General features: G+C 59.4%; 15 protein-coding genes and 2 pseudogenes. 11 read left to right on the top strand and 6 right to left on the bottom strand.

Annotated elements, in window-relative coordinates; translation table 11 throughout:
• Window positions 1-9 precede the first annotated feature (9 nt).
• From ACZIRK_RS33355 to ACZIRK_RS33345, 3 genes are all read right to left on the bottom strand, one after another.
• Window positions 10-501 (bottom strand): YybH family protein, encoded by a 492-nt coding sequence (locus ACZIRK_RS33355; protein WP_245474733.1) that lies wholly within the window; start codon window positions 499-501, stop codon window positions 10-12.
• A gap of 662 nt (window positions 502-1,163) precedes the next feature.
• Window positions 1,164-1,289 carry an ATP-binding protein gene (locus ACZIRK_RS33350; RefSeq protein WP_130226112.1) on the bottom strand — a complete coding sequence of 42 codons (126 nt, stop codon included), beginning with the start codon at window positions 1,287-1,289 and terminating at the stop codon, window positions 1,164-1,166.
• The gene (locus ACZIRK_RS33345; RefSeq protein ID WP_474418904.1) at window positions 1,258-2,598 is read right to left on the bottom strand and encodes a sensor histidine kinase; all 1,341 of its coding nucleotides are present in this window, start codon (window positions 2,596-2,598) and stop codon (window positions 1,258-1,260) included. The genes ACZIRK_RS33350 and ACZIRK_RS33345 overlap by 32 nt, the downstream gene beginning before the upstream one ends.
• A 1,058-nt stretch (window positions 2,599-3,656) precedes the next feature.
• Between ACZIRK_RS33345 and ACZIRK_RS33340 the strand changes: the two genes are divergently transcribed.
• The 4 genes from ACZIRK_RS33340 to ACZIRK_RS33325 all read left to right on the top strand — a co-directional run bounded on the left by ACZIRK_RS33340 (window position 3,657) and on the right by ACZIRK_RS33325 (window position 6,376).
• Window positions 3,657-4,181 (top strand): hypothetical protein, encoded by a 525-nt coding sequence (locus ACZIRK_RS33340; RefSeq protein ID WP_165435231.1) that lies wholly within the window; start codon window positions 3,657-3,659, stop codon window positions 4,179-4,181.
• 355 nt (window positions 4,182-4,536) lie between these two features.
• Window positions 4,537-4,737 (top strand): hypothetical protein, encoded by a 201-nt coding sequence (locus ACZIRK_RS33335; protein ID WP_349645078.1) that lies wholly within the window; start codon window positions 4,537-4,539, stop codon window positions 4,735-4,737.
• Window positions 4,738-4,924: 187 nt separating this feature from the next.
• Window positions 4,925-5,911, top strand: coding sequence for a helix-turn-helix domain-containing protein (locus tag ACZIRK_RS33330; protein WP_130226115.1), 987 nt, complete (start codon window positions 4,925-4,927; stop codon window positions 5,909-5,911).
• Between the two features lie 165 nt (window positions 5,912-6,076).
• Window positions 6,077-6,376: an arylamine N-acetyltransferase gene (locus ACZIRK_RS33325; protein ID WP_130226116.1), complete on the top strand. Its 300-nt coding sequence runs from the start codon at window positions 6,077-6,079 to the stop codon at window positions 6,374-6,376.
• Window positions 6,377-6,425: 49 nt separating this feature from the next.
• Here the strand turns inward: ACZIRK_RS33325 and ACZIRK_RS33320 are convergent, their stop codons facing one another.
• Window positions 6,426-6,659 (bottom strand): hypothetical protein, encoded by a 234-nt coding sequence (locus ACZIRK_RS33320; protein WP_474418903.1) that lies wholly within the window; start codon window positions 6,657-6,659, stop codon window positions 6,426-6,428.
• A gap of 871 nt (window positions 6,660-7,530) precedes the next feature.
• Here ACZIRK_RS33320 and ACZIRK_RS33315 point away from each other — a divergent pair.
• Both ACZIRK_RS33315 and ACZIRK_RS33310 read left to right on the top strand, forming a co-directional pair.
• Window positions 7,531-8,943 carry an amidase gene (locus ACZIRK_RS33315; RefSeq protein ID WP_474418902.1) on the top strand — a complete coding sequence of 471 codons (1,413 nt, stop codon included), beginning with the start codon at window positions 7,531-7,533 and terminating at the stop codon, window positions 8,941-8,943.
• 67 nt (window positions 8,944-9,010) lie between these two features.
• Window positions 9,011-9,148 (top strand): annotated as a pseudogene (locus ACZIRK_RS33310) (cytochrome P450); the annotation flags it as partial.
• A gap of 337 nt (window positions 9,149-9,485) precedes the next feature.
• Here the strand turns inward: ACZIRK_RS33310 and ACZIRK_RS33305 are convergent.
• A complete protein-coding gene (locus tag ACZIRK_RS33305; protein ID WP_130225955.1) occupies window positions 9,486-9,872 on the bottom strand; it encodes a GYD domain-containing protein in 387 nt (128 codons plus the stop codon).
• Between the two features lie 277 nt (window positions 9,873-10,149).
• Here ACZIRK_RS33305 and ACZIRK_RS33300 point away from each other — a divergent pair, with 277 nt between their 5' ends.
• The 5 genes and pseudogenes from ACZIRK_RS33300 (at window position 10,150) to ACZIRK_RS33280 (ending at window position 16,384) form a co-directional block, all read left to right on the top strand.
• Window positions 10,150-10,452: a hypothetical protein gene (locus ACZIRK_RS33300; RefSeq protein ID WP_130225954.1), complete on the top strand. Its 303-nt coding sequence runs from the start codon at window positions 10,150-10,152 to the stop codon at window positions 10,450-10,452.
• A gap of 468 nt (window positions 10,453-10,920) precedes the next feature.
• Window positions 10,921-12,261, top strand: a complete 1,341-nt coding sequence (locus ACZIRK_RS33295; RefSeq protein ID WP_028169386.1) for an MFS transporter — start codon at window positions 10,921-10,923, stop codon at window positions 12,259-12,261.
• 1,732 nt (window positions 12,262-13,993) lie between these two features.
• Window positions 13,994-14,854 carry a COG3904 family protein gene (locus ACZIRK_RS33290; protein ID WP_130225952.1) on the top strand — a complete coding sequence of 287 codons (861 nt, stop codon included), beginning with the start codon at window positions 13,994-13,996 and terminating at the stop codon, window positions 14,852-14,854.
• A 168-nt stretch (window positions 14,855-15,022) separates the two neighbouring features.
• Window positions 15,023-15,360: pseudogene (locus ACZIRK_RS33285) on the top strand (transposase); the annotation flags it as partial.
• A gap of 157 nt (window positions 15,361-15,517) precedes the next feature.
• On the top strand, window positions 15,518-16,384 hold the full coding sequence (locus ACZIRK_RS33280; protein WP_130225951.1) for an SMP-30/gluconolactonase/LRE family protein: 867 nt from the start codon (window positions 15,518-15,520) through the stop codon (window positions 16,382-16,384).
• Between the two features lie 274 nt (window positions 16,385-16,658).
• On the opposite strand, the gene ACZIRK_RS33275 is transcribed toward ACZIRK_RS33280, so the two are convergent.
• A complete protein-coding gene (locus ACZIRK_RS33275) occupies window positions 16,659-17,237 on the bottom strand; it encodes a phosphatase PAP2 family protein (RefSeq protein WP_165435212.1) in 579 nt (192 codons plus the stop codon).
• Window positions 17,238-18,412 lie beyond the last annotated feature (1,175 nt).

Here is an 18,412-nt window from a genome sequence, read left to right as displayed (position 1 = left end):
GAATTCTGTTTACTTCATCGCGCCATCGCTGTTGGAGATGTCGGCGGCTACTTTCCACTCGCCGCCGACCTTCGTCCAAACGGTAACGTATTTGCCGACGTCTTTCACCATTCCTTTATTGTCGTCGAAGCTCAGCTCATAAGTACCGACGTCATAAGCCATGTCGCCATCGTTCGAGACAATGAGCTGAGTGGAGGCGAAGGTCAGGTTGACATTCCTCATGCTGAGCAGTCTCTGCCAGGCGGCGGTGATGGCCACAGTGCCCCGCGCGAGTGGCGCATTGGCGTTGAGCATCGCACCGTCGGACGCATAGAATCCCGCGCAGGCGACCGCGTCTTTAGCCCGCACCGCCGCATCCCATTTCTGGCCCAACTCGCGAATCTTTTGCTCGTCAGCGGACAGGTCAGCACGCACCGGGAGCGCCGCTGCCTTGTCGGCGCAGACCGCGATGCCGATCAGGAGCAGCAGCGTCAAAATCGACAGCGTTCTCCAGGATAGCATCTTCACCTCCATCATCAATATGGGGGGCGGGACGACTGAAGCCTGACCGCTTCGTCGCTCCGGCATTCATCGAGATATCCACCACCCGACAAGAATGAGCTTGCAACGCCGGCGAGGGAAATCACCTCTCGCCATAGAGTCGATAGACGATCGTTATTGCCGCCGCGTGATACCGTAGCGACGAATGCCACCAGCCGCCTCTACAGAGACTTCTAAACCCGTTGCCGCCGTTGGACCAATCGAGGTTGCGCGTCCCGACGCGCCGCCGTCCTTGACCATGACCCCGGCATTACGGTGGATTTGTCGTGCGCCACGTCGCCGACGGGACGCCGGACCGAGGTAAGAGAGGGAAAGACATCGCCATTTGCAGATGGGGGCAGGATGCCTGCAATAGAAATTTCGGAAATCCGGAGTTGCGTTCAGGTGTGGTGGTGGCAGGAAGCCAAGTCTGCCGACCCGCCATTCGATCCGAGCTGAACCCGAACGCGCTAGGTCGCCTCTTGGCCCATTGCGACAGATTTGATCTGTCGCGATGTGGTCCGCTCTCAGAGGCAAACCGGACTCGATTCGCTCGCCGCAAGTATTACGGCTTTTGACCCGTATCGGGCCTTCGCGTCGGCCCGCGCTCTGCGCGGATGGTAATCAGAGACGGCGCACGCGGATCACAACCGATTGCCCGGGCGCACAGGCAACGTGAAGGCAAAAACGGCCCCTTTGGGCTCGGCCCCGGTTGCCCACAATCGTCCCTCGTGCGCCTCAATGATTGAGCGGCAGATCGAGAGACCCATTCCCAAACCGCTCGACTTGGTCGTGTAGAAGGGATTCAAAGAGGCGATCGATGCTCTCGGGCGCCATGCCGGGGCCCGAATCCTGCACCGCGATTCGTATTTCTTTCTGGTCGACTCTGTCCGTGTTGATTAGCAGCTGTCGCGTCCCTTCGTCTGAGCCGCTCATCGCTTCGATCGCATTGATAATCAGGTTGAGGACGACTTGCTGCAGTTGGACTCGATCCCCTTGAACAGGCGGCAGCCCCTCGGTGAGCTGCGTCTGAACGGAAACACGGTTCTTGGCCGCTTCGTGTCGGGTCAGTGCAACGACCTCGAGGATCGTTTCGTTAATAGCCAATGCGTCCCTTCGCGGAGGGGCCTTCTTGACCAGCGCGCGTGTCCGGTCGATGACGTCGCTGGTCCCGACGCCCGCCTGTACGATAGCATCGAACGCGTGCCGGGCCTCGTCCAGATTTGGCGGTTGGGCACGGAGCCAATTCAAGCCGGCGTTGGCGCAAGCGACGACCGCTGCGAGCGGCTGCTTGATTTCGTGGGCAATCGATGCCGTCAGGTGGCTCATCGTTGCGACGCGGTTCGCGTGCGCGAGTTCCATTTGTGCCTGAGTGTATGCCCGTTCGGCTCTCTTCTGAGCGGTCAGGTCGAGCACGAAGGCAACACCTTCCTCTGACGCTTCTTCGAACATCGCCATTCCGACCAGTACCGGCACGCGGCCACCGTTCCTTTGGACGTATTCTGTCTCGTAGGGATGGACCACTCGGGTCGCCTTTAGCTCGGCCAAGCGTTGCTCGTCGACACTGCGCGTTTCGGCGGGAGTCAATTCCGTCCAACCCAGGCGCTTGGAGACGAGATCGTCGCGGCTGTATCCAGTAATGCGGAGAAAGGCTTCATTCGCGTCAACGAGCCGACCGTTAGGACCCCAGATGAAGATACCGACGATGTTGGCGTCGATCAGGCGACGCACTCTCGCCTCCAGTCTTTGAAGTTCGACGAGAAGTTCGATGAAGCCGATAGACATGGAAATCATCGCGAACAGAATGACCAGCCAGTTGAGGTCGCGATGAAGAGCCTCCATGGCCTTCCTTGCTTCATCCATCCCAGTGACCATCGGAAGAACGTACATGGTCGCTAGGTCGGCCGCATAAAATAAAGCAACAGCCAGCAGTCCCAAGTTGATGAGCAGCAGGCTGATTCGCGGCCGTTCGAAGCGCTTTCCATGACTGATCAGTCGGCAACGCCATATGCCATAGACGGTAACTGCTATGATCAGGAGATCGATAGCCGTCATCAGAGGCACGGAATCCGAGATCATGGCTTCGTCCGGAACTCGCGGCCGAATGAACTTAGCCGATCGTGTCGCACGCGCAGAACGTTAATCTAGTCTCAATTATTCGGAACAGCTAGCGGGTGCTCGCACTCTGTGACCGACGAAATGTCCGGTCATGGCCCATCGCGTCATTTCGCTGCAAAGCAGCGCGTTCGTCACTTTCAGATCAAAGCAGACATCAGATGCCAGACTGGACCGGCTGGCTTTGTCGAGAATGACCCAAAGCGGACATCTCCACATCCGCGAACTGTTTGGCCAATTAAGCAAGTGCTTCCCCACAGGTCCGTCTGCGTATTTCCGGCACTGCGCCGGCACAGGAGCACCGCTTCTGAGCCAACATGGACGCTAGCCAAGGACGCCGTTCAACGTGATCTTCGAAGTGCGTTCTTGATCAGAGCAACGGCGCACATCAGTCCGGATGCCGCCGGAAACGCGGCTTCGAAAGCCCTGCATTCACACCGTGATGCATCGGCTAATTGTGCGGAAACTTGGTCATGCCCCCCATCTCTGATGCAAAAGGCTAAGGGCGCCCACGCTCGTCAAGCGAGTCAATTTGTGGGATGGCCATTTGCGCTCCCGTGTCTTCACCTTGATCGTATCGATGTGCAGATCGGGGATTCGTACATCGAGAAATCTACAATCCAGCAGAATTCGAACACATCCTTTGTCAGCAGGCCGAGCTTTTGCCCCAGTCGCGTGCGCACAACGCCAGCGAGCTTGGCGGCCTTTTTCTCGATGTCGCAGGCGAAGAAGAAGCGCCAGCAATTCTCGCTCGAAGCAATCATGCCGTCAACGAGCTTGCCTTTGATCTTGATACGCCACCAGAGAACTTGATGACGGATAGGGGACAATGCGAAGGCGAGTTGACTACAAGGAGGAATGGCTCAGATCGTCGGAGACATGCGCGAAGCCGGCGCTGCGAAACGTACCTACTGGATGGTCGCCGACATCAGAACACGGCGTGGCCGTCGTCGTGCGCCTACGGCGCACGATTAGCAGTACTGAGGTGCACTAACCTTCATTGATCGATTGATGAGTATGATTTGGGGGCGCCCTATGCAGATTTATTGCTTCGTTCGAGTCGGGCGATGCGGGCTGGACGCAACCGCAAGGCAGCATTCTCGTCGGCGGCCTTGCGGCAGTCCGCTCGAAATGGCGTGCGCTATTTTCCCGCCGGGATTCGTCAGATATCGTTTGCGAGCGATTCAGATCCGAATTCCTACGGCGCACCGCACGATCGTCGCGTGCGCGATCTCCGCGAAAAGAAGAGCGATCGCGAGGGCAACAGCTCCGATGAGACTGAGGAGGTGCCGGTCGACAAACAGAAGTATGATGCCGCCGAACAATCCCGAGCAGGCCATGCCGCCATACGTCGCCGTGTTGTTCAAGGCCAGCAGCAGAGGAGCAACTTGCGGCGCAGTCTTCACGGAGCCGATGTTGCTGAGGCACCATCAGGCCCCAGCCGCAAAGGCCCCACTGTTGGCGAATTCATGAAGCTCTTCGGGTACGGCAACCTGGCACCGGAAGCAAGCCTTCCGGTCTCGATTGCCTCCCGGATCGCCCGATAAATCTGATCGATGAGCGGTATTTTCTTGGCGCGGTCGATTGCGACGGAAAGAGAAGCCATTGGTCCATGGTGCAGCCAGAATCGCTGATCTCGGTACTGTTTTCTGCCCAAGACCAGAACATATTTCGCTGCAACAACCGCACGAGCGGCAGGCTTCAGTTCCAACTCCGTAAATCAGGAGCTTGGAAGGCGATCATTGATTCATAGGTGAGATCGCTGGATCACCCGACTTGAGAGATGTCAGATGACGCAACAAATGCGTATCGCAATGAACGGATGTGCCCACTGCACGGACGCGCCGTCGCGCGTGCACGCGACGCAAGCCCATGCAGACACCAGTTCATGTCCATCTTTCAGTGAAGGAGAAAGCCATTGACCAGCAACTCAAAAATCTCGTGGCCAGGGACGACAAGATGATCCCGCAGTCAGCGCAATGGCAGATGTCGAAGCGCGCGGGCTCGACGGCCGGCGAGGTCCCGGGAAGTCACGCGATTTACGTCTCCAATCCCCGCACCGTGGCGGTGCTGATTGAGCAGGCGGCGGACGCCAGCTCATGATAGTCTGCGGCGGCCCGGGGCGTTATTGGTGCGTGTTCTCAGTTGGCGAACGCGCTTTCGCCAAACGATATCGGTGGGTGGGCGAGGGGGTGCTAATCATCTCAACAGTCCGGAGAGGCTTCCGGAGCAACGGTGTCGAAGGGGCAGGCTCCCCATAATAAGCGCAGTAGCGCACGGAAAAGATCCGATGCAGTCGAACGTTCATCGCCTCAGCGAGGCGGACTTGGACTATGAAAGCTGGCGCAGCGCCGCACACGCTGTTGCCTGCTGCCGCCATACACCGCGGATTGCCCAATCCAAGTCTTTTGTCGGCCAAGCCAATCCCGGGAGCCTCTATGGGCTTCGGACGGTGGATATTGGCTTAAACGTGGATCGCGTCGATCGGACGCCGCGCGACATCCGCCTCGACGACGCCGATTATTATTATGCGGTCATTCAGACCGACGGCGAATCGAGCGTCACTCAAAATGATCGGACTGTCGATCTTACCCCGGGCACGGTGGCGTTGATCGATGTGGCGCGGCCCCTGACATACGCCATTGAGAATGCCAGTGGACGGTGGCGGACTTTGCACTTGCCGCGCCAGGCTGTGGTCACTCATCTTGGTTTCGAGCCGCGGGGTGGCGTGAGTGGGCGCAAGGACACTCACGCGGGACGTATCCTGGTCGATCTCCTGACTTGCAACGAGGATGAGGAGTCAATGCCCGAAAGGGCCAAAGCCTCTATGCAGCTGGTGATCTATGATCTGCTCAGCGTACTGTTTGCTCCATCCGATCTGCCGTCCATATCAGCTCACACGGATCGATTGTTCGGCCGGGTTTGCGACATCATCCAGCAGCGGTTCTCCGACCCCGGCTTCGGTCTCTGGGATATAGCCGCAGAATTGAAGATCTCGCCGCGCTATCTTCAGAAGCTGTTCGCGGCACGCGGCCTGGCCTGCAATCGCTTCGTCCAATCAGTTCGATTGGATCACGCCGCGCACCTTCTCCATCGCCGGACGACGCTGAACACACGACAGCCTCTCAGCGAAATCGCGTACGCTTGTGGCTTCAATGATTATCGGTATTTCTCTCGCCGATTCCGCCAACGCTTTGGCCATTCGCCGAGCCTTGATGGAACTGATCGCTATATCGCGGACGCCGCTGAACGCGACGCGCATGCTTCCGAAGATTGAGCAGCCATCCTAGCAGGCCATGACCGTTCTTCGAAAAAGTTCGGTTGGGAGGCAGGTACCTAGCGCAGGCGCGTTTGATCCGGCTGCCGTTCGTTTGGTCTCATCACAACAAGAAGACCTATGCTGTTGCCGCCTTATCCGAGGCGCGATCGTATAGGAGTCGTCATGCCAGAGCATTTTCAGCTGGATCACTATCTTGCGCGCATTGGCTTTGCGGGATCGATTAAACCAGATTGGGCGACCCTCTCGGCCATTCATGCCGCTCACGTAAACGCAATCCCTTTCGAAGGCCTCAACCCGCTACTGAGACGCCCGGTCAGATTGGATCTGGCTTCGTTGCAGCAGAAGCTTGTTTACTCTCGCCTTATCGCAAAAGCGGAATGGATTCATGTCGATTATCGTCACCACGCGATAGGCCGAGAGATTACTGAATCGAGTAGCGTGTTCAGCGCACCCAACCGATAGGATAGCCGCACCTCGGGCTACGCGGCGCTTCGGGCCAATAGGCAACACTCTAACGAGCAGGCATCCAACTGAGGCGGTCGTAGCCGTCGCTCTCCTCCTGCAAGAGGCGATCCAGATCATCCTCGAAGATGGCCTGTGTTGCCTCGAACAGAGCTAACAGCTTGCGGGCTTCTGCTGTGTTTACACGTCTCTTGCGGACCAGCAGTTGCTGCCTTTCGACGATCTGGCGACCTCTGGCAACATGGCGACGAGCAAGGATGAGACGGTCGGAAATTTGAGACATTGGCGGCTTCCCGTTGCAGGCGGGAGCGCGATCGGTCTCTCAGTCATCGGCACCTACGGCAACGCCTTAGCCGATTATGATCAAAGCATACTCCGTTTGGCGAACTCGGAAATTGTCCACTTCAACCCAGGTCAGTTAAATACGATGGCATGGACGGCCTGAATGAAGCCGCTTGCGGAGCTTCTTGATGATCTCCGCAGATCGTTCGCGTAATCTTCGATGACTCGCCGCGCCTCCTACAATAAGCGATGACTTGGGCTTCGGCGTCTCGTGACCTGGACATGGCTCGTCAGGCAGGTTCATGGTCCGATGGTTCACGCGCCTCAAAGTAGAGCATTGACCTAAATCAGAGAAGGCGTTTGAACCTTAGCAAGGGATGGAAAAGCGCCAGCGGCCCCGGGCGGCCATGGCCCAAAACGCTCAGGGACAACCAACCAGCTCGCAAAGGCAATTGCCCACATAGCCAGTTGCGAGTCCTGCATCAAAGACGGCCGAACGTCCGTTGAAGGTACGAAGCAAACGTGAACCGAAACAGAGGCCATATGCGCTAGGGGCCACTAGCCCACATCGCAAACGCGCGTTCTGGCGTTGGTGACGGATCATCATTCGACCTCATACCGGTATCCCTGGCCACGATTTATCGTGCGTGCCCGTGATGATCATCGAGCAGCTTCGCTCGGGGTTCCTAGGGTAGGTGTGAGGCTCTGCGCGCCGGTAACGCGTTAGCGGATGTGCGCTTACATCCAACTGAAAGGGCATCTGTGTCTCACGACATCAGCAAGCCGGATCATTAGTACTGTGCTCAGAGTAAAGCATGCTGTTTGGACGGGGTACTCGCAGCTTCGCTGCGCATTTCATGTTGGAGTAGGCGATGAGCGAAATCTGGCAACTCTCGGCCAATGAACTGGCGCAGGGCATTGCGCGCCGGCAACTGAGTTCGGCGGAGGTAATAGATGCCCATCTGGCGCGTATCGATGCGGTGAACCCGGCGCTGAATGCGGTGGTGCACGTGCTGGTCGACGAGGCCCGCGCGGCTGCGGGCCTCGCCGACAAAAAGCTCGCCGGCGGCGAGACCGTTGGCCCGCTGCATGGCGTGCCTTTTACCGTGAAAGAAAACATCGACATGGCCGGCCTGCCCACGACCTGGGGCGTGCCTGCGCTGGCCCAGGCGGTGGTGCCAGTTGATGCGCCGGTCGTCGAACGCATGCGCGCCGCCGGCGCCATCCCGATCGCCCGCACCAATCTGCCTGACATGGCGCTGCGCTTGCACACCGACAGTTCGCTGCACGGCCTGACGCGAAATCCCTGGCATCCCGGCCGCACCGCAGGCGGCACGAGCGGCGGCGAGGCCGCGGCGCTGGCCAGCGGCATGAGCCCGATCGGCCTTGGCAACGACCTCGGCGGCTCGCTGCGAATTCCCGCGACCGCCTGCGGCATCGCCTCCATCCGTCCATCCGCCGGCCGGGTGCCCGACGCGGGCTTTGTGCCGGCCGAAGACCGCTTGCTGGCGGTGCAGCTGATGAACGTGCAGGGGCCGATGGCCCGCCGCGTGGCGGATGTGCGCCTCGGCCTGCTTGTCCTGATGGGCGCGCATCCGCGCGACCCCTGGTCGATCGATGCCCCGTTCGAGGGGCCGGGCTTGGCGGGGCCGGTTCGCGTGGCCGTGCTGCCCGAGCCGCCCGGCGGCGGCACCGATCCAAAGGTGGCGGCTGTGGTGCGGCGTGCCGCTCACGCACTGACTGACGCCGGCTATGTCGTGGAAGAAGCCTGCCCGCCGCGCTACGACGATGCGATCGGCTGCTGGCGCCGCCTGATCGTGGGCGATTTCGGCTCGGTGCTGAATTTGCTGTCCCCGATGATGGGCACTGACGCGTTGGCCTTCCTGAACAACTTCAATGAGGGCATACCGCCTTTGGCCGACACCGCGTCATGGTCGCAATTGATGGCCGAACGCGACGGTATTGCGCGCGCATGGTCGACCTTCATGGCGGACCGGCCGTTGCTGCTGTCGCCGACCTGGACGCAATTGCCGTTCGAGCATGGTTTTGATTCGGCAACCCCCGCCGGCGCGGCCGCGACCAAGGAGATGATGCGCCCGGTCGTTCCGGCCAATCTGCTCGGGCTGCCTTCGGCCTGCGTGCCGGCCGGACGTGACGAGGCGACGGGGTTGCCGATCGGCGTGCTGATCACGGGCCAGCGGTTGCGCGAGGATTTGTGCCTTGAAGCGGCCGAAGCCATCGAGGCCCGCCTGGGCGTCGCGACGCCGATTGACCCGGTGCGCTGAAGGCCGGGGCAAGCAGAGTAACAAATACTCGCTGTCGTTCCTGCGAAAGCAGGAACCCCGAGTGTGAGCGCAATTTCAGCTGAAGATCATCTGGGAAGAGATCCTGAAGCGCCTCGACACAATTGAAGTCCTCGACGAGCCGAACCGGGTATATTCGAACTTGATCAAGGGGTATGAGACCATGCCGGTCCGCATTGAAGGCTGAGCCGGGAGCATAACGCGATAGATCGGTGCCGCCTCCTGCGGCGGCACCCTCTGATTCGAAGGTTTTTTGGCTCGGGTCCGAGACTCTAGCCGGCCCAAACAGCGCATTCCGAGCCGCTTGGACGACCCTCTATAAACATTCAAACTTCCCCAGACCGCTTTTTCTGAGACGTGGTTTCTCGTTCCTCAGCGCAACGTCCGGTCCTGGCCCTTCTGAGACCTGCCGACGGACACCAAGAATGTCCGCTCATCGGGCAAGACCGGAAGCGACTGGCCGCTCGCTTTACGAACGCCCGTCGGCATAGTCTCTGCCATCCACGTGGCGTATGGAGGTTCTACTACTTTGGGTCCGTCGCAATTTCGCGAGCCGACTCGACCGGCACCCCGTAGTAGTCGGCTCCGGCCGATCTGAACTTCTTCGCAAGCTCACCCGCCTGACCGAAAGCCTTTACTGTATCGTCGGCCGAGAGTGCCACCGTCGTGGTTATGTCGGACAGGCTTCCGCCAGCTGCCGCCGCAAGCACGGCCGACACCAGTGTACGCTCGTCGGGTGCTTCGGCTACTATCAGCCAGTCGTACCGTCCCAAGGTGAGGTACCAACTGATTAGACGACCGCCGGCGGCGGCGAGCATCTCAGCGATCGCCTCAGAACGGTTCTCCGGCTTCGCGGTCATTGCGCGGATCGCCGCCGGGGTGTACCGCCCTTGCGAAATGTAGATTGTCATATTGTTCTCCTGTCTAACGCGCTCCGTCGTCGCTCATTTTAGGTCGCCGACCGCTCGCGCGGATCGGCCTTGAACCTTAGCCGTAGCCCGCAGATCTTAGCCACCGGTCGCAATACGGAAATCCTGCCGGCCTCCGCTTTCTGATCGCTCCTGATTTTTCTGCATCATGTTCTCGCGGAGCTTCAGCCCGTTAAGCGCGCTGACCTCTACAAACCGGCGGCATTTTCAGTGAAATACAAGGTCACGCCTTCCAGTCGCCGACGCAGAGCATCGCGATTTGCTGATACTCGACCACCACGTGCCTTCAGGAACTTATCTTAACTCACTCCACGCGGCATCTCCTGAGCGTGCAGATGAGGACATCATCGCACTGGGATTTCCAGACTACGGTCCGCACGACGAGCTCAGCAAACGCCTTGGAAAGATCATTGCAAGGCCGACCAAACACGGAGTGAAATTGATGGAAGTGTCCGCGATGCTGCCTGGCGGCATTGGCGGCGGCCCAATCGTAAATGATCGCTATCAGGTTGTTGGGGTCGCGCAGCGGGGCGGTCATTCAGAACCCGGCAAATCGCGGTAGATCCATACGGCGGAGGTACCGTTATAGGTTAGTAATATTGCCAATCTGCGATCTGCGGCGGGTCGTCCATCGTGTTTGCCATGATGGCCTAACCGGCTTTAACTTTCACGCGGAAGCTGTGGTAAAGGAACCAATTCACGCGAAGGAACTTGGGTTTGCAACCGAGGTCGTGTTCAGCTTGCATCGTAAGTGTTCAGCTTGCATCGTAATCTAGCATCGGAAAGCCTGTCCCTAAGTCAGATCCTGCGCCGACGGCAGCCGTGATGTCTGTACTGCGGTGCAGCGGTGTCTTGTCTGTAGGAGCTGGTTTTGAAGGGTTGACCTTGCCGCTCAGAAAATGCGGTCACACGGCGCGACCCGCAATTGACTCCCATCGGATCAGAGCCAACCGATTGGCAGCAAAATGAGTGCCCCCAAAGTGATCCGGGCAGGCCGCCCAAGCTCCACCGACACGGAGGTAACGGTGTCATGGACGAGATCGAAGCAAGGACGATCCGCAAGATAATGTGGCGTTTGCTGCCCTTCCTCTTCATCTGCTACTTCGTCGCGTACCTCGACCGGGTGAACGTCGGTTTCGCCAAATTACAGATGAATTCGGCGCTCGGCCTGTCGGAGGCTGCATACGGCTTCGGTGCGGGCCTGTTCTTCATCTCCTATTTCCTGTTTGAAGTACCATCCAACCTTGCGCTCGATAGGTTCGGCGCTCGGCTCTGGATCGCCCGCATCATGCTGAGCTGGGGTGTCATCTCTGGATTGTTCGCCTTCATCCCCTCGATCTCAGCGGCTACCGGGATCTCGACCGAGTGGGTGTTCTACATCCTCCGTTTTCTGCTCGGTCTCGCCGAGGCGGGCTTCTTTCCCGGGATCATTTTTTACCTGACGCTGTGGTTCCCCTCGATCTACCGCGCCCGGGTCGTCTCGCTGTTTATGCTGGCAATACCGTTCTCGTCGATTGTGGGCGGCCCGATTTCCGGGGCTCTGCTGAACATCGTCGGCGCTGGATTGGATGGCTGGCAATGGCTCTTCATCCTCGAAGCCTTGCCGTCGATACTAATGGGCTTCGGGGTCGTCTTCTACCTGACCGATCGACCGGCGCTTGCCACGTGGCTGGCCAACGACGAGAGGGGCTGGCTCGAACAACGGCTAGAATCCGAACGGCAGCATAAGGTGGCCGTCGAGCACCTGGGCATCGTCAGGGCGCTCACCGACCTCCGTGTCCTTGCTTGCGCGTTCGTCTACTTTTGTCTGAACGCGGCGAGCTATGGTGTGGCGTTCTTCTTGCCGACGATCATCAAGGACTTCGGCGTGAGCAACTTCCAGACCGGTCTGCTGTCCGCTGTGCCGTTCTTGTTTGGCGCCGTCGGAATGGTCCTCCTGGGCCGCAACTCCGACCGCACATTGAGGCGTCGGGAGCACGTTTGCTTCGCCATGCTTCTCGCCTCGATCGGTCTGGCCGGCGCGGGTCTCGTCTCCGCCCCGGCGCTGGTGCTTGGCTTCCTCTGCCTGAGCCAGATCGGCGTTTCCGCGACGCCCCCTCTGCTATGGCCGATACCCAGCGCGTTCCTGACGGGAGCTTCGGCTGCAGCCGGGATCGCGGGGATCAATGCGCTCGGCAACCTGTCCGGGTTCGCCGGGCCTTTCCTTATGGGCTACCTCAAAGATGCGACCGGCAGCTTCACCGCCGGGCTGCTGGCCTTGGCCGGTTGCGCCTTGGTCGGTGGCCTCGTCGCCCTGACGCTTAAAGTTAGTCCGCGACTAGAGATGGCCGGCGCTGCGCCGGGCGGGCCCGCACCGGCGGCGGCCCGTTGAGAGGACCAGGCGATGAGAGTCGATGAGTTTGGGATGTGGACCGATTCCAGGTGAAGCCGTTCCCGGTCGCCAAGGCATCTGCGTGAGAGAGCGCTCCACGCCGCCGGGAAACGAGATAGCCGCTGTGGTAACGCGCAGCCATCCCATCAGACCGGCAGGTGAGGGTTCTCCTTCAGGAGCCAGACTCCGGTTCAGCCTGGATAGAACCGCGGGGGCAACGATCACTCCCATATTTCGCATGCGACCGAAGGATTCTTTGCACAAAGCCGAGGCCGGCAGGTTTCACGCAGCGCTACGCTCTACACGAGCTGTCGCCGCCCAGAGTTCCGAAGCGGCGTAAATTTGAGAGCGGCAGCATCCGCCGCTTCGTACGGCCGGGCGGCGGCTCAAAGGCGGGATCGGGCCGTGCTGGTCTTGGCCTCTGCGTCCTTTACAGAGGCCGGGATTCAGTCTGATAGGGTCGCGGAGCCCTGTCTGGACCGCCGCTCATCGCTGAGCTGGGCCTCGCGCGGCATCCGGCCGCGTAACCCGTTCTAAGGGATCAAGATGGCGCCTGAAGGTCGGCTTCAGGCCCTCTAAGGCTGGCGGCTCTGCACGGGAGAAGTCCCGAAAGGTGGGTTTCTCTCGCCTACCGAGAACACCTGAGCCGTAGCGATTGAGCAAGTTTCTTTACAGGTTCTCTCCCTCCAGCGAGGGTAACAGCCTTCTAAACCTCACTTAGGATCACGCCTCGTCCATCTTCGCCAGCACGCGCTGCACTAGTACTCGCGCCGGATTGCGATAGTGCTGCGCGGTTTCAATAGCTTTCAACCTCCGCGGTCCTCGAACGGCAACATCAAGACGCCACGGCTGTTGGGGGCGCCTGGCCGAACGTCAAAGACCCCTTTCCAATCGGGGGCGTCGTCGGGGTATTCAATGTCCACTCTGCTCCGAAAGTGACCGAAGTGCTGCGTTACCGCAAATGCGGCGATGGACCTGAAATCTGCCCAATGCTAAGCCGGTAGACGCGTCGCGCGCCTTGCCCGTCGCGGAAGATTCGACTTGTCGCTTTGGCAGGGTCTTTGCGAGCTCGCGAGCCCACTTGGAAAACAAACGACGTCAAACGATTGATCGAACGAGGTGCGACGTTCCCATCAGTCGCAAGACCCAGGTAGGCAGATCCTAAACCTTGGTTTGCTCTTCTCAGCCGATGGTACCGTACGAGATCGACCTCTGTGCAATGGTTTGGTCTATTTCTCGTGACTATGCTTGGGGTGTAGCCGCCCGATCTGTCGAGCGGCAAGGGAAGAGTTCAGCGATGAGAATCATAGATGCAACCGCATCGTCAGGTTTTGCTCGCAAGACGGCTGAGTCAGCCTCCGAGTTCGCCAGCGTCGTTCACAACCTGATCATGGACGCGCGCGACAGCTACCGGCCCGAACTGCACTACATGCGTGGCCCCGGCCCAAAATGGCGCGCCAAGCATCAGTCCTGGCTAAAATTGGATTCTCAAGCCGTACCGCCCGGCCGGGCAGCACAAGCTGTCGCCGCTCTATGTACGCCGTCGCGACGCGGCTAGCCCCACCCGATAGCAGGCCGAGGTTACCGAGTCATGCTCGTGATACGGGTGTTGCCGTTGGCCGTCTCGCTGTCGATTAACCTGCCGACAATCTCGAGGGCCGAATCCTCGGAGTGCGCACGCATCTCCGATCTAACCTCTGCTCGCGCTCGTTGGGCGGAAATCCGAGGTTGGATGCTGCTCATTGGCGCCGCTCTTTGCCTCGCATTGGTGGCTATGCTGAGCGGTTCGGCGCACGCCGGCGCCTTCGAAGAACGCAAATTGCCGATGAAGTTCAGCTGGGTCGCTTGCCAGCCGAATTGTCGGGGCTGGGTCAGCGCGGTCGGCATCGTGACCGCCGATAGTCCAAGGGATTTCGATGAATTCGCGCGCGGCCGACAGCTCGGCGGCGCGACCATCGTGCTGGATTCCAGCGGCGGTTCAGTCAACGACGCGATCGCGCTTGGACGGCGCTGGCGCAATCTCGGGGCGCTGACCACCGTCGGCATCAGCGTCCAGACCAATACCGCGCAGAGCGCTAATGCCAACATGGCGCCCGCGGCGTATTGCGAATCGATGTGCGTGTTCCTACTGCTGTCGGGCAAGACGCGTTACGTGCCCGAGACTGCCCATGTTCGGGTGCATCAGATCTGGATCGGTGACCGCGCCAATGACGCCAAAGCCGCGACCTACAGCGCAGATGATCTGATGATCGTGGAACGCGATATCGGGCGTCTCGCCAAATACACCTTCGACATGGGCGGCGCGGGTGATTTGCTGTCGCTGGCGCTGAACGTGCCGCCGTGGGAAGATCTGCATGAACTGTCTCGGGAAGAATTGCAACAGACCAATCTCGTCACCAGCGATATGGTTGCTGAGCCGGGCCGCCCGAACGCAACAATGGTCGAGCTGACGCCCAAACCGGTGCTGGGTCGCTTCGTCGGCAGTGCGGTTGCGACCGAGACAAATCCAGAGCCGGCGAAATCAACCAAGTCGGCTGAAGCTATGGGGCGTGCGGACGGCGTTAGGGCGGCGACCCCGCTTGGACAAGAGTAGCGGGTAGCCTCTCTGAGGAACTATTAAGGACTTCCCACGAAAGCCAACAAAGGCAAAACGGCATATTCACAGCAATTTCCGAAATGGGTCGATTCTATTGAAAAAGGCGGCTGTTGCGACGCAGAGAGATCAGTGATTCAGTCCGTCTAATTGGCAGGACTGAAGGTCATGATGGGACATCGGGCAAGTCGAACAGGCTGCGTTATTCTATGAGTTCTCGCTCGAAAGGCACATCCCGGCCAACCATTTGCTCCGGTCAATCGATAGGTTCGTGGAGCTTGAAGACCTGCGACGGGAGCTGGCGCCGTTCTACAGCAACATCGGACGGTCTTCGATCGATCCCGAGCTGATGATCAGGATGCTCCTTCGGCATACGATCGAAGCGGCGCCTGTGCGATGAAGTCCACCTCAATCTGGCGTACCGCTGGTTTTGCCGGCTGGGTCTGGACGGGGCCGTCCCCGATCACTCGACGTTCTCGAAGAACAGGCACGGCCGTTTCCGGGACTTCTTCTGGAAGCGCAGCATTAGAGCCCGCAGAAGAATGGAATTAATCGTTCGTTCCGGCGGCCGGGATGCGCGACACATAATTGTGAAACGGGCGGGAACATCTGCCGTGGTGGGCTAATTTTACTCCCTCTCTGGGCAATCACGAGGAGGCTACCATGAGGACACCTCAGCTCTCCGCATTAGTGTTTGCTATGCTTACCTTTAGTGCCGTCGCCGCGGAACCTCAAAAGCTGTGGGAGACGAGTGGCTTCAAGCAGCCCGAATCAGTCGTCTTTGACCGAGCCGCGGGGGCTATTTATGTGTCGAATGTCAACGGCGAGGCGATGAAAAAGGATGGTAACGGCTTCATTTCAAAGCTCGGGCCGGATGGAAAGGTCGTGACAGTGGAGTGGGTCAAGGGACTCGACAGTCCGACCGGGCTCGCGCTTGCCAACGGCAAGCTGTACGCCGCAGACGTGGATCAAATTGCAGAAATCGACGTCGCCAAGGGCGAAATCATCCAGCGATACGAGGCACCGGGATCCAAGTTCTTGAACGACCTCACGGCTGACAAGACGGGACGGGTCTATGCATCCGACATGGTGACAAACAGCATTTGGGTGCTCGACGGCGGCAAGCTGTCTCTCCTGATGCAGGATGACGCGCTCGACAACCCGAACGGGCTCCTCGCCGAGGACGGGAGGCTTGTGGTCGCGTCGTGGGGAAAGATGGCCCCGGATTTCTCAACCAAGGTGCCCGGCCACATGAAGGTGGTCGATCTCGCGACGAAGAAAGTGTCTGCTCTTGTTGACTCGACACCGGCCGGCAATTTCGATGGTGTCGTGCCCGATGGCAAGGGCGGCTATCTCGTCACCGACTGGATGAGCGGCGGCCTGTTCCACGTTGCGAAAGATGGCAAGCCGACGCGCCTCCTTCCGCTCACGAAGGGGAGCGCCGATCTCGGCGTGGGGCCGGACAAAATCATCATTATCCCGATGATGATGGACGGCACTGTTCTGGCTTACAAAGTCGATACGCAGTGATGATCGGTGTGCCAGCAAGGGTTTCGCAACAGAGCTTCAACTCGCAATTTGCGCAGGCGTCAAAGCGGGTCAAGTTCTGCGTGGATTGTGCGGCACATCTCGCGTTGTCGAAAATGAGGTGGTTCGCTGGGTGACTGCTTCGGGTCATCCTCGATCGCCTCTGCTGGTTTCGGCTACCGTGCGATGTCTGCTCTTCCCCGAAAGCGTCCTGCTTACTGCGTGGCAACGAAATGACGCGAAGGGCCAAGAGACGACATCAGCGACCTTTATTCAATCACCGATCATAGCCAATGAATAGATGAACAATCGCTACGCCAATACGTCTCGCGTTTGGGAAGCCGCTTGATAGTTCGGCGAGCACGAGAAAGAACAAGCCGTAGAAATAGGGCGTATAGCGCGGCTCGAGTGCCAGAATAGGTGCCGCGAGGAGCTTCCTGACGGGCTCTCGATTAATGATGGCGCTGGTCGCAATCCCGATCAAGGCACCGACGAGCACGTCACTCGGGTAGTGAATGCCAAGATACACGCGTGCCATCGCAACGAAGCCTGCGAATATGCCGAAGAACAGACCCCACCACCGTGAGATAGGCCAGAAGCCGGCGGCAATGGCAAAGAGATAGGTTGCATTGTCGCTCGGGAAACTGCTCCAGTGCTCGAGGTCTGCATGCCATTCGAAGGTCGGCGCATTGGCGCCGATGCTGTACATCGGGCGGTCGCGAAAAGGCGCCAACAAGGAGACGACGCGATTGAGGACCAGTGACACGGCGACTGCCAGGATGATCGTGAGGATGGTTTCGCGCCGTCGCGTCATTTCCTTGTCGGGCCAATACCACATCAGCCCGACAATCCCCATGAAGAGCGATCCTTGGAGGACTTGAAAGTGAACGGCGACACGGTCGAGTGTCGGGCTTGAGCCGCAGAGATCATTCAGGGCCCGGAAGATGGAAACATCGAGCCCGGCTAGAACATCCATTAAGTGTGACATTGCCAATTTGCGTGAGACAGCAATGTGACGAGCTTGGGGCGGAAGGCGGCGCGGTCGACGCTTCGACGAGAGTTCCGCTTGATCGTATCGGCAAACGACTGCAACGGTTCCACGATCGGAACCGAACTGAGGAAGAGGGGTAAGCGCGCCAGGAGTAGCATAAGCACTGTCGAGGTCAGCACCGGGTCATTTTCGACCGATTCGGCCGACTTTGGCTGCCGGTTCACATCCGCTTCGCCCGAAAAGCGGACGTGAGCCTGGAGGGACGACAAGCATAAAGGCGCGTGGCCTGAGAGTTGTGATTCAAGTCCCCAACGGGGAGCTTCGATTTGTACGCCAAGAACTCGAGGAATCGCGTTCAACCGGACGATGCTTGCCGAGGAGCCGCGCTCACGCGCAGGGAGCGCCGATGCAACTGAAAGGCGAACGACAGAAATCATTGTTCAACGGCGGCCGGCATCAATGACTTGAAAACCGCCGATCGTGTTTCGCGGGTAGGCCAGGGATCGCGCAACGAGTGGTTCACCATTCCGGTAGCGAACCAAGCAAGGACGCGAGACCCTCGATCCTGCCGATCTCGTCGACTAAATTACGCACGAAGCCCGCGCTTCTGGGTCGCTGTCGGTGCAAGCTATGAGTACGCCGATGCGCCGCATTCGCTCTGGCTGCTGCGCGCCGCCGCAAGCGGCGAGACCGCCGCGCCGCCAAGAACACGTCTGTTGTCCGGGTACATCAGCATGCAGCCTGCGCCGCGCGCAACAAGTCGCGAAGCGGTCTGACCAACGGGCGAGGGACGCAATCGACTGGAGGATCATCAATTCAACAGAAAGCAACCCATGTGGTTACCGTCGCAGTAAACCGTCCCTGCCGGCCGACCTGCCTGCAGGCTGGCTCGAAGCGATGGTGTTTTGTCCTCGCGCTGGCGCTGGTCGCCTGGGCCACCGTTACTATCACCAGGGCCGGTTCGAACGTCCCCACGAACCTGCCGACTACCACATGTCGAGAGCGGACCGTACCGCTTCACGCGCGAACCCCACCCCGAC

This window comes from Bradyrhizobium sp. Leo114 (assembly GCF_055229415.2).
This window is presented reverse-complemented; position numbering and strand designations above follow the sequence as displayed.

Coding starts and splice junctions, on each gene's coding strand:
- ACZIRK_RS33350 (WP_130226112.1), bottom strand. CDS start 1,289: ATGGGTCTCTCGATCTGCCGCTCAATCATTGAGGCGCACGAGGGACGA.
- ACZIRK_RS33345 (WP_474418904.1), bottom strand. CDS start 2,598: ATGATCTCGGATTCCGTGCCTCTGATGACGGCTATCGATCTCCTGATC.
- ACZIRK_RS33275 (WP_165435212.1), bottom strand. CDS start 17,237: ATGGGGATTGTCGGGCTGATGTGGTATTGGCCCGACAAGGAAATGACG.
- ACZIRK_RS33320 (WP_474418903.1), bottom strand. CDS start 6,659: ATGTCTCAAATTTCCGACCGTCTCATCCTTGCTCGTCGCCATGTTGCC.
- ACZIRK_RS33290 (WP_130225952.1), top strand. CDS start 13,994: ATGCTGCTCATTGGCGCCGCTCTTTGCCTCGCATTGGTGGCTATGCTG.
- ACZIRK_RS33355 (WP_245474733.1), bottom strand. CDS start 501: ATGCTATCCTGGAGAACGCTGTCGATTTTGACGCTGCTGCTCCTGATC.
- ACZIRK_RS33305 (WP_130225955.1), bottom strand. CDS start 9,872: ATGACAATCTACATTTCGCAAGGGCGGTACACCCCGGCGGCGATCCGC.
- ACZIRK_RS33325 (WP_130226116.1), top strand. CDS start 6,077: ATGCCAGAGCATTTTCAGCTGGATCACTATCTTGCGCGCATTGGCTTT.
- ACZIRK_RS33280 (WP_130225951.1), top strand. CDS start 15,518: ATGAGGACACCTCAGCTCTCCGCATTAGTGTTTGCTATGCTTACCTTT.
- ACZIRK_RS33295 (WP_028169386.1), top strand. CDS start 10,921: ATGGACGAGATCGAAGCAAGGACGATCCGCAAGATAATGTGGCGTTTG.
- ACZIRK_RS33315 (WP_474418902.1), top strand. CDS start 7,531: ATGAGCGAAATCTGGCAACTCTCGGCCAATGAACTGGCGCAGGGCATT.
- ACZIRK_RS33330 (WP_130226115.1), top strand. CDS start 4,925: ATGCAGTCGAACGTTCATCGCCTCAGCGAGGCGGACTTGGACTATGAA.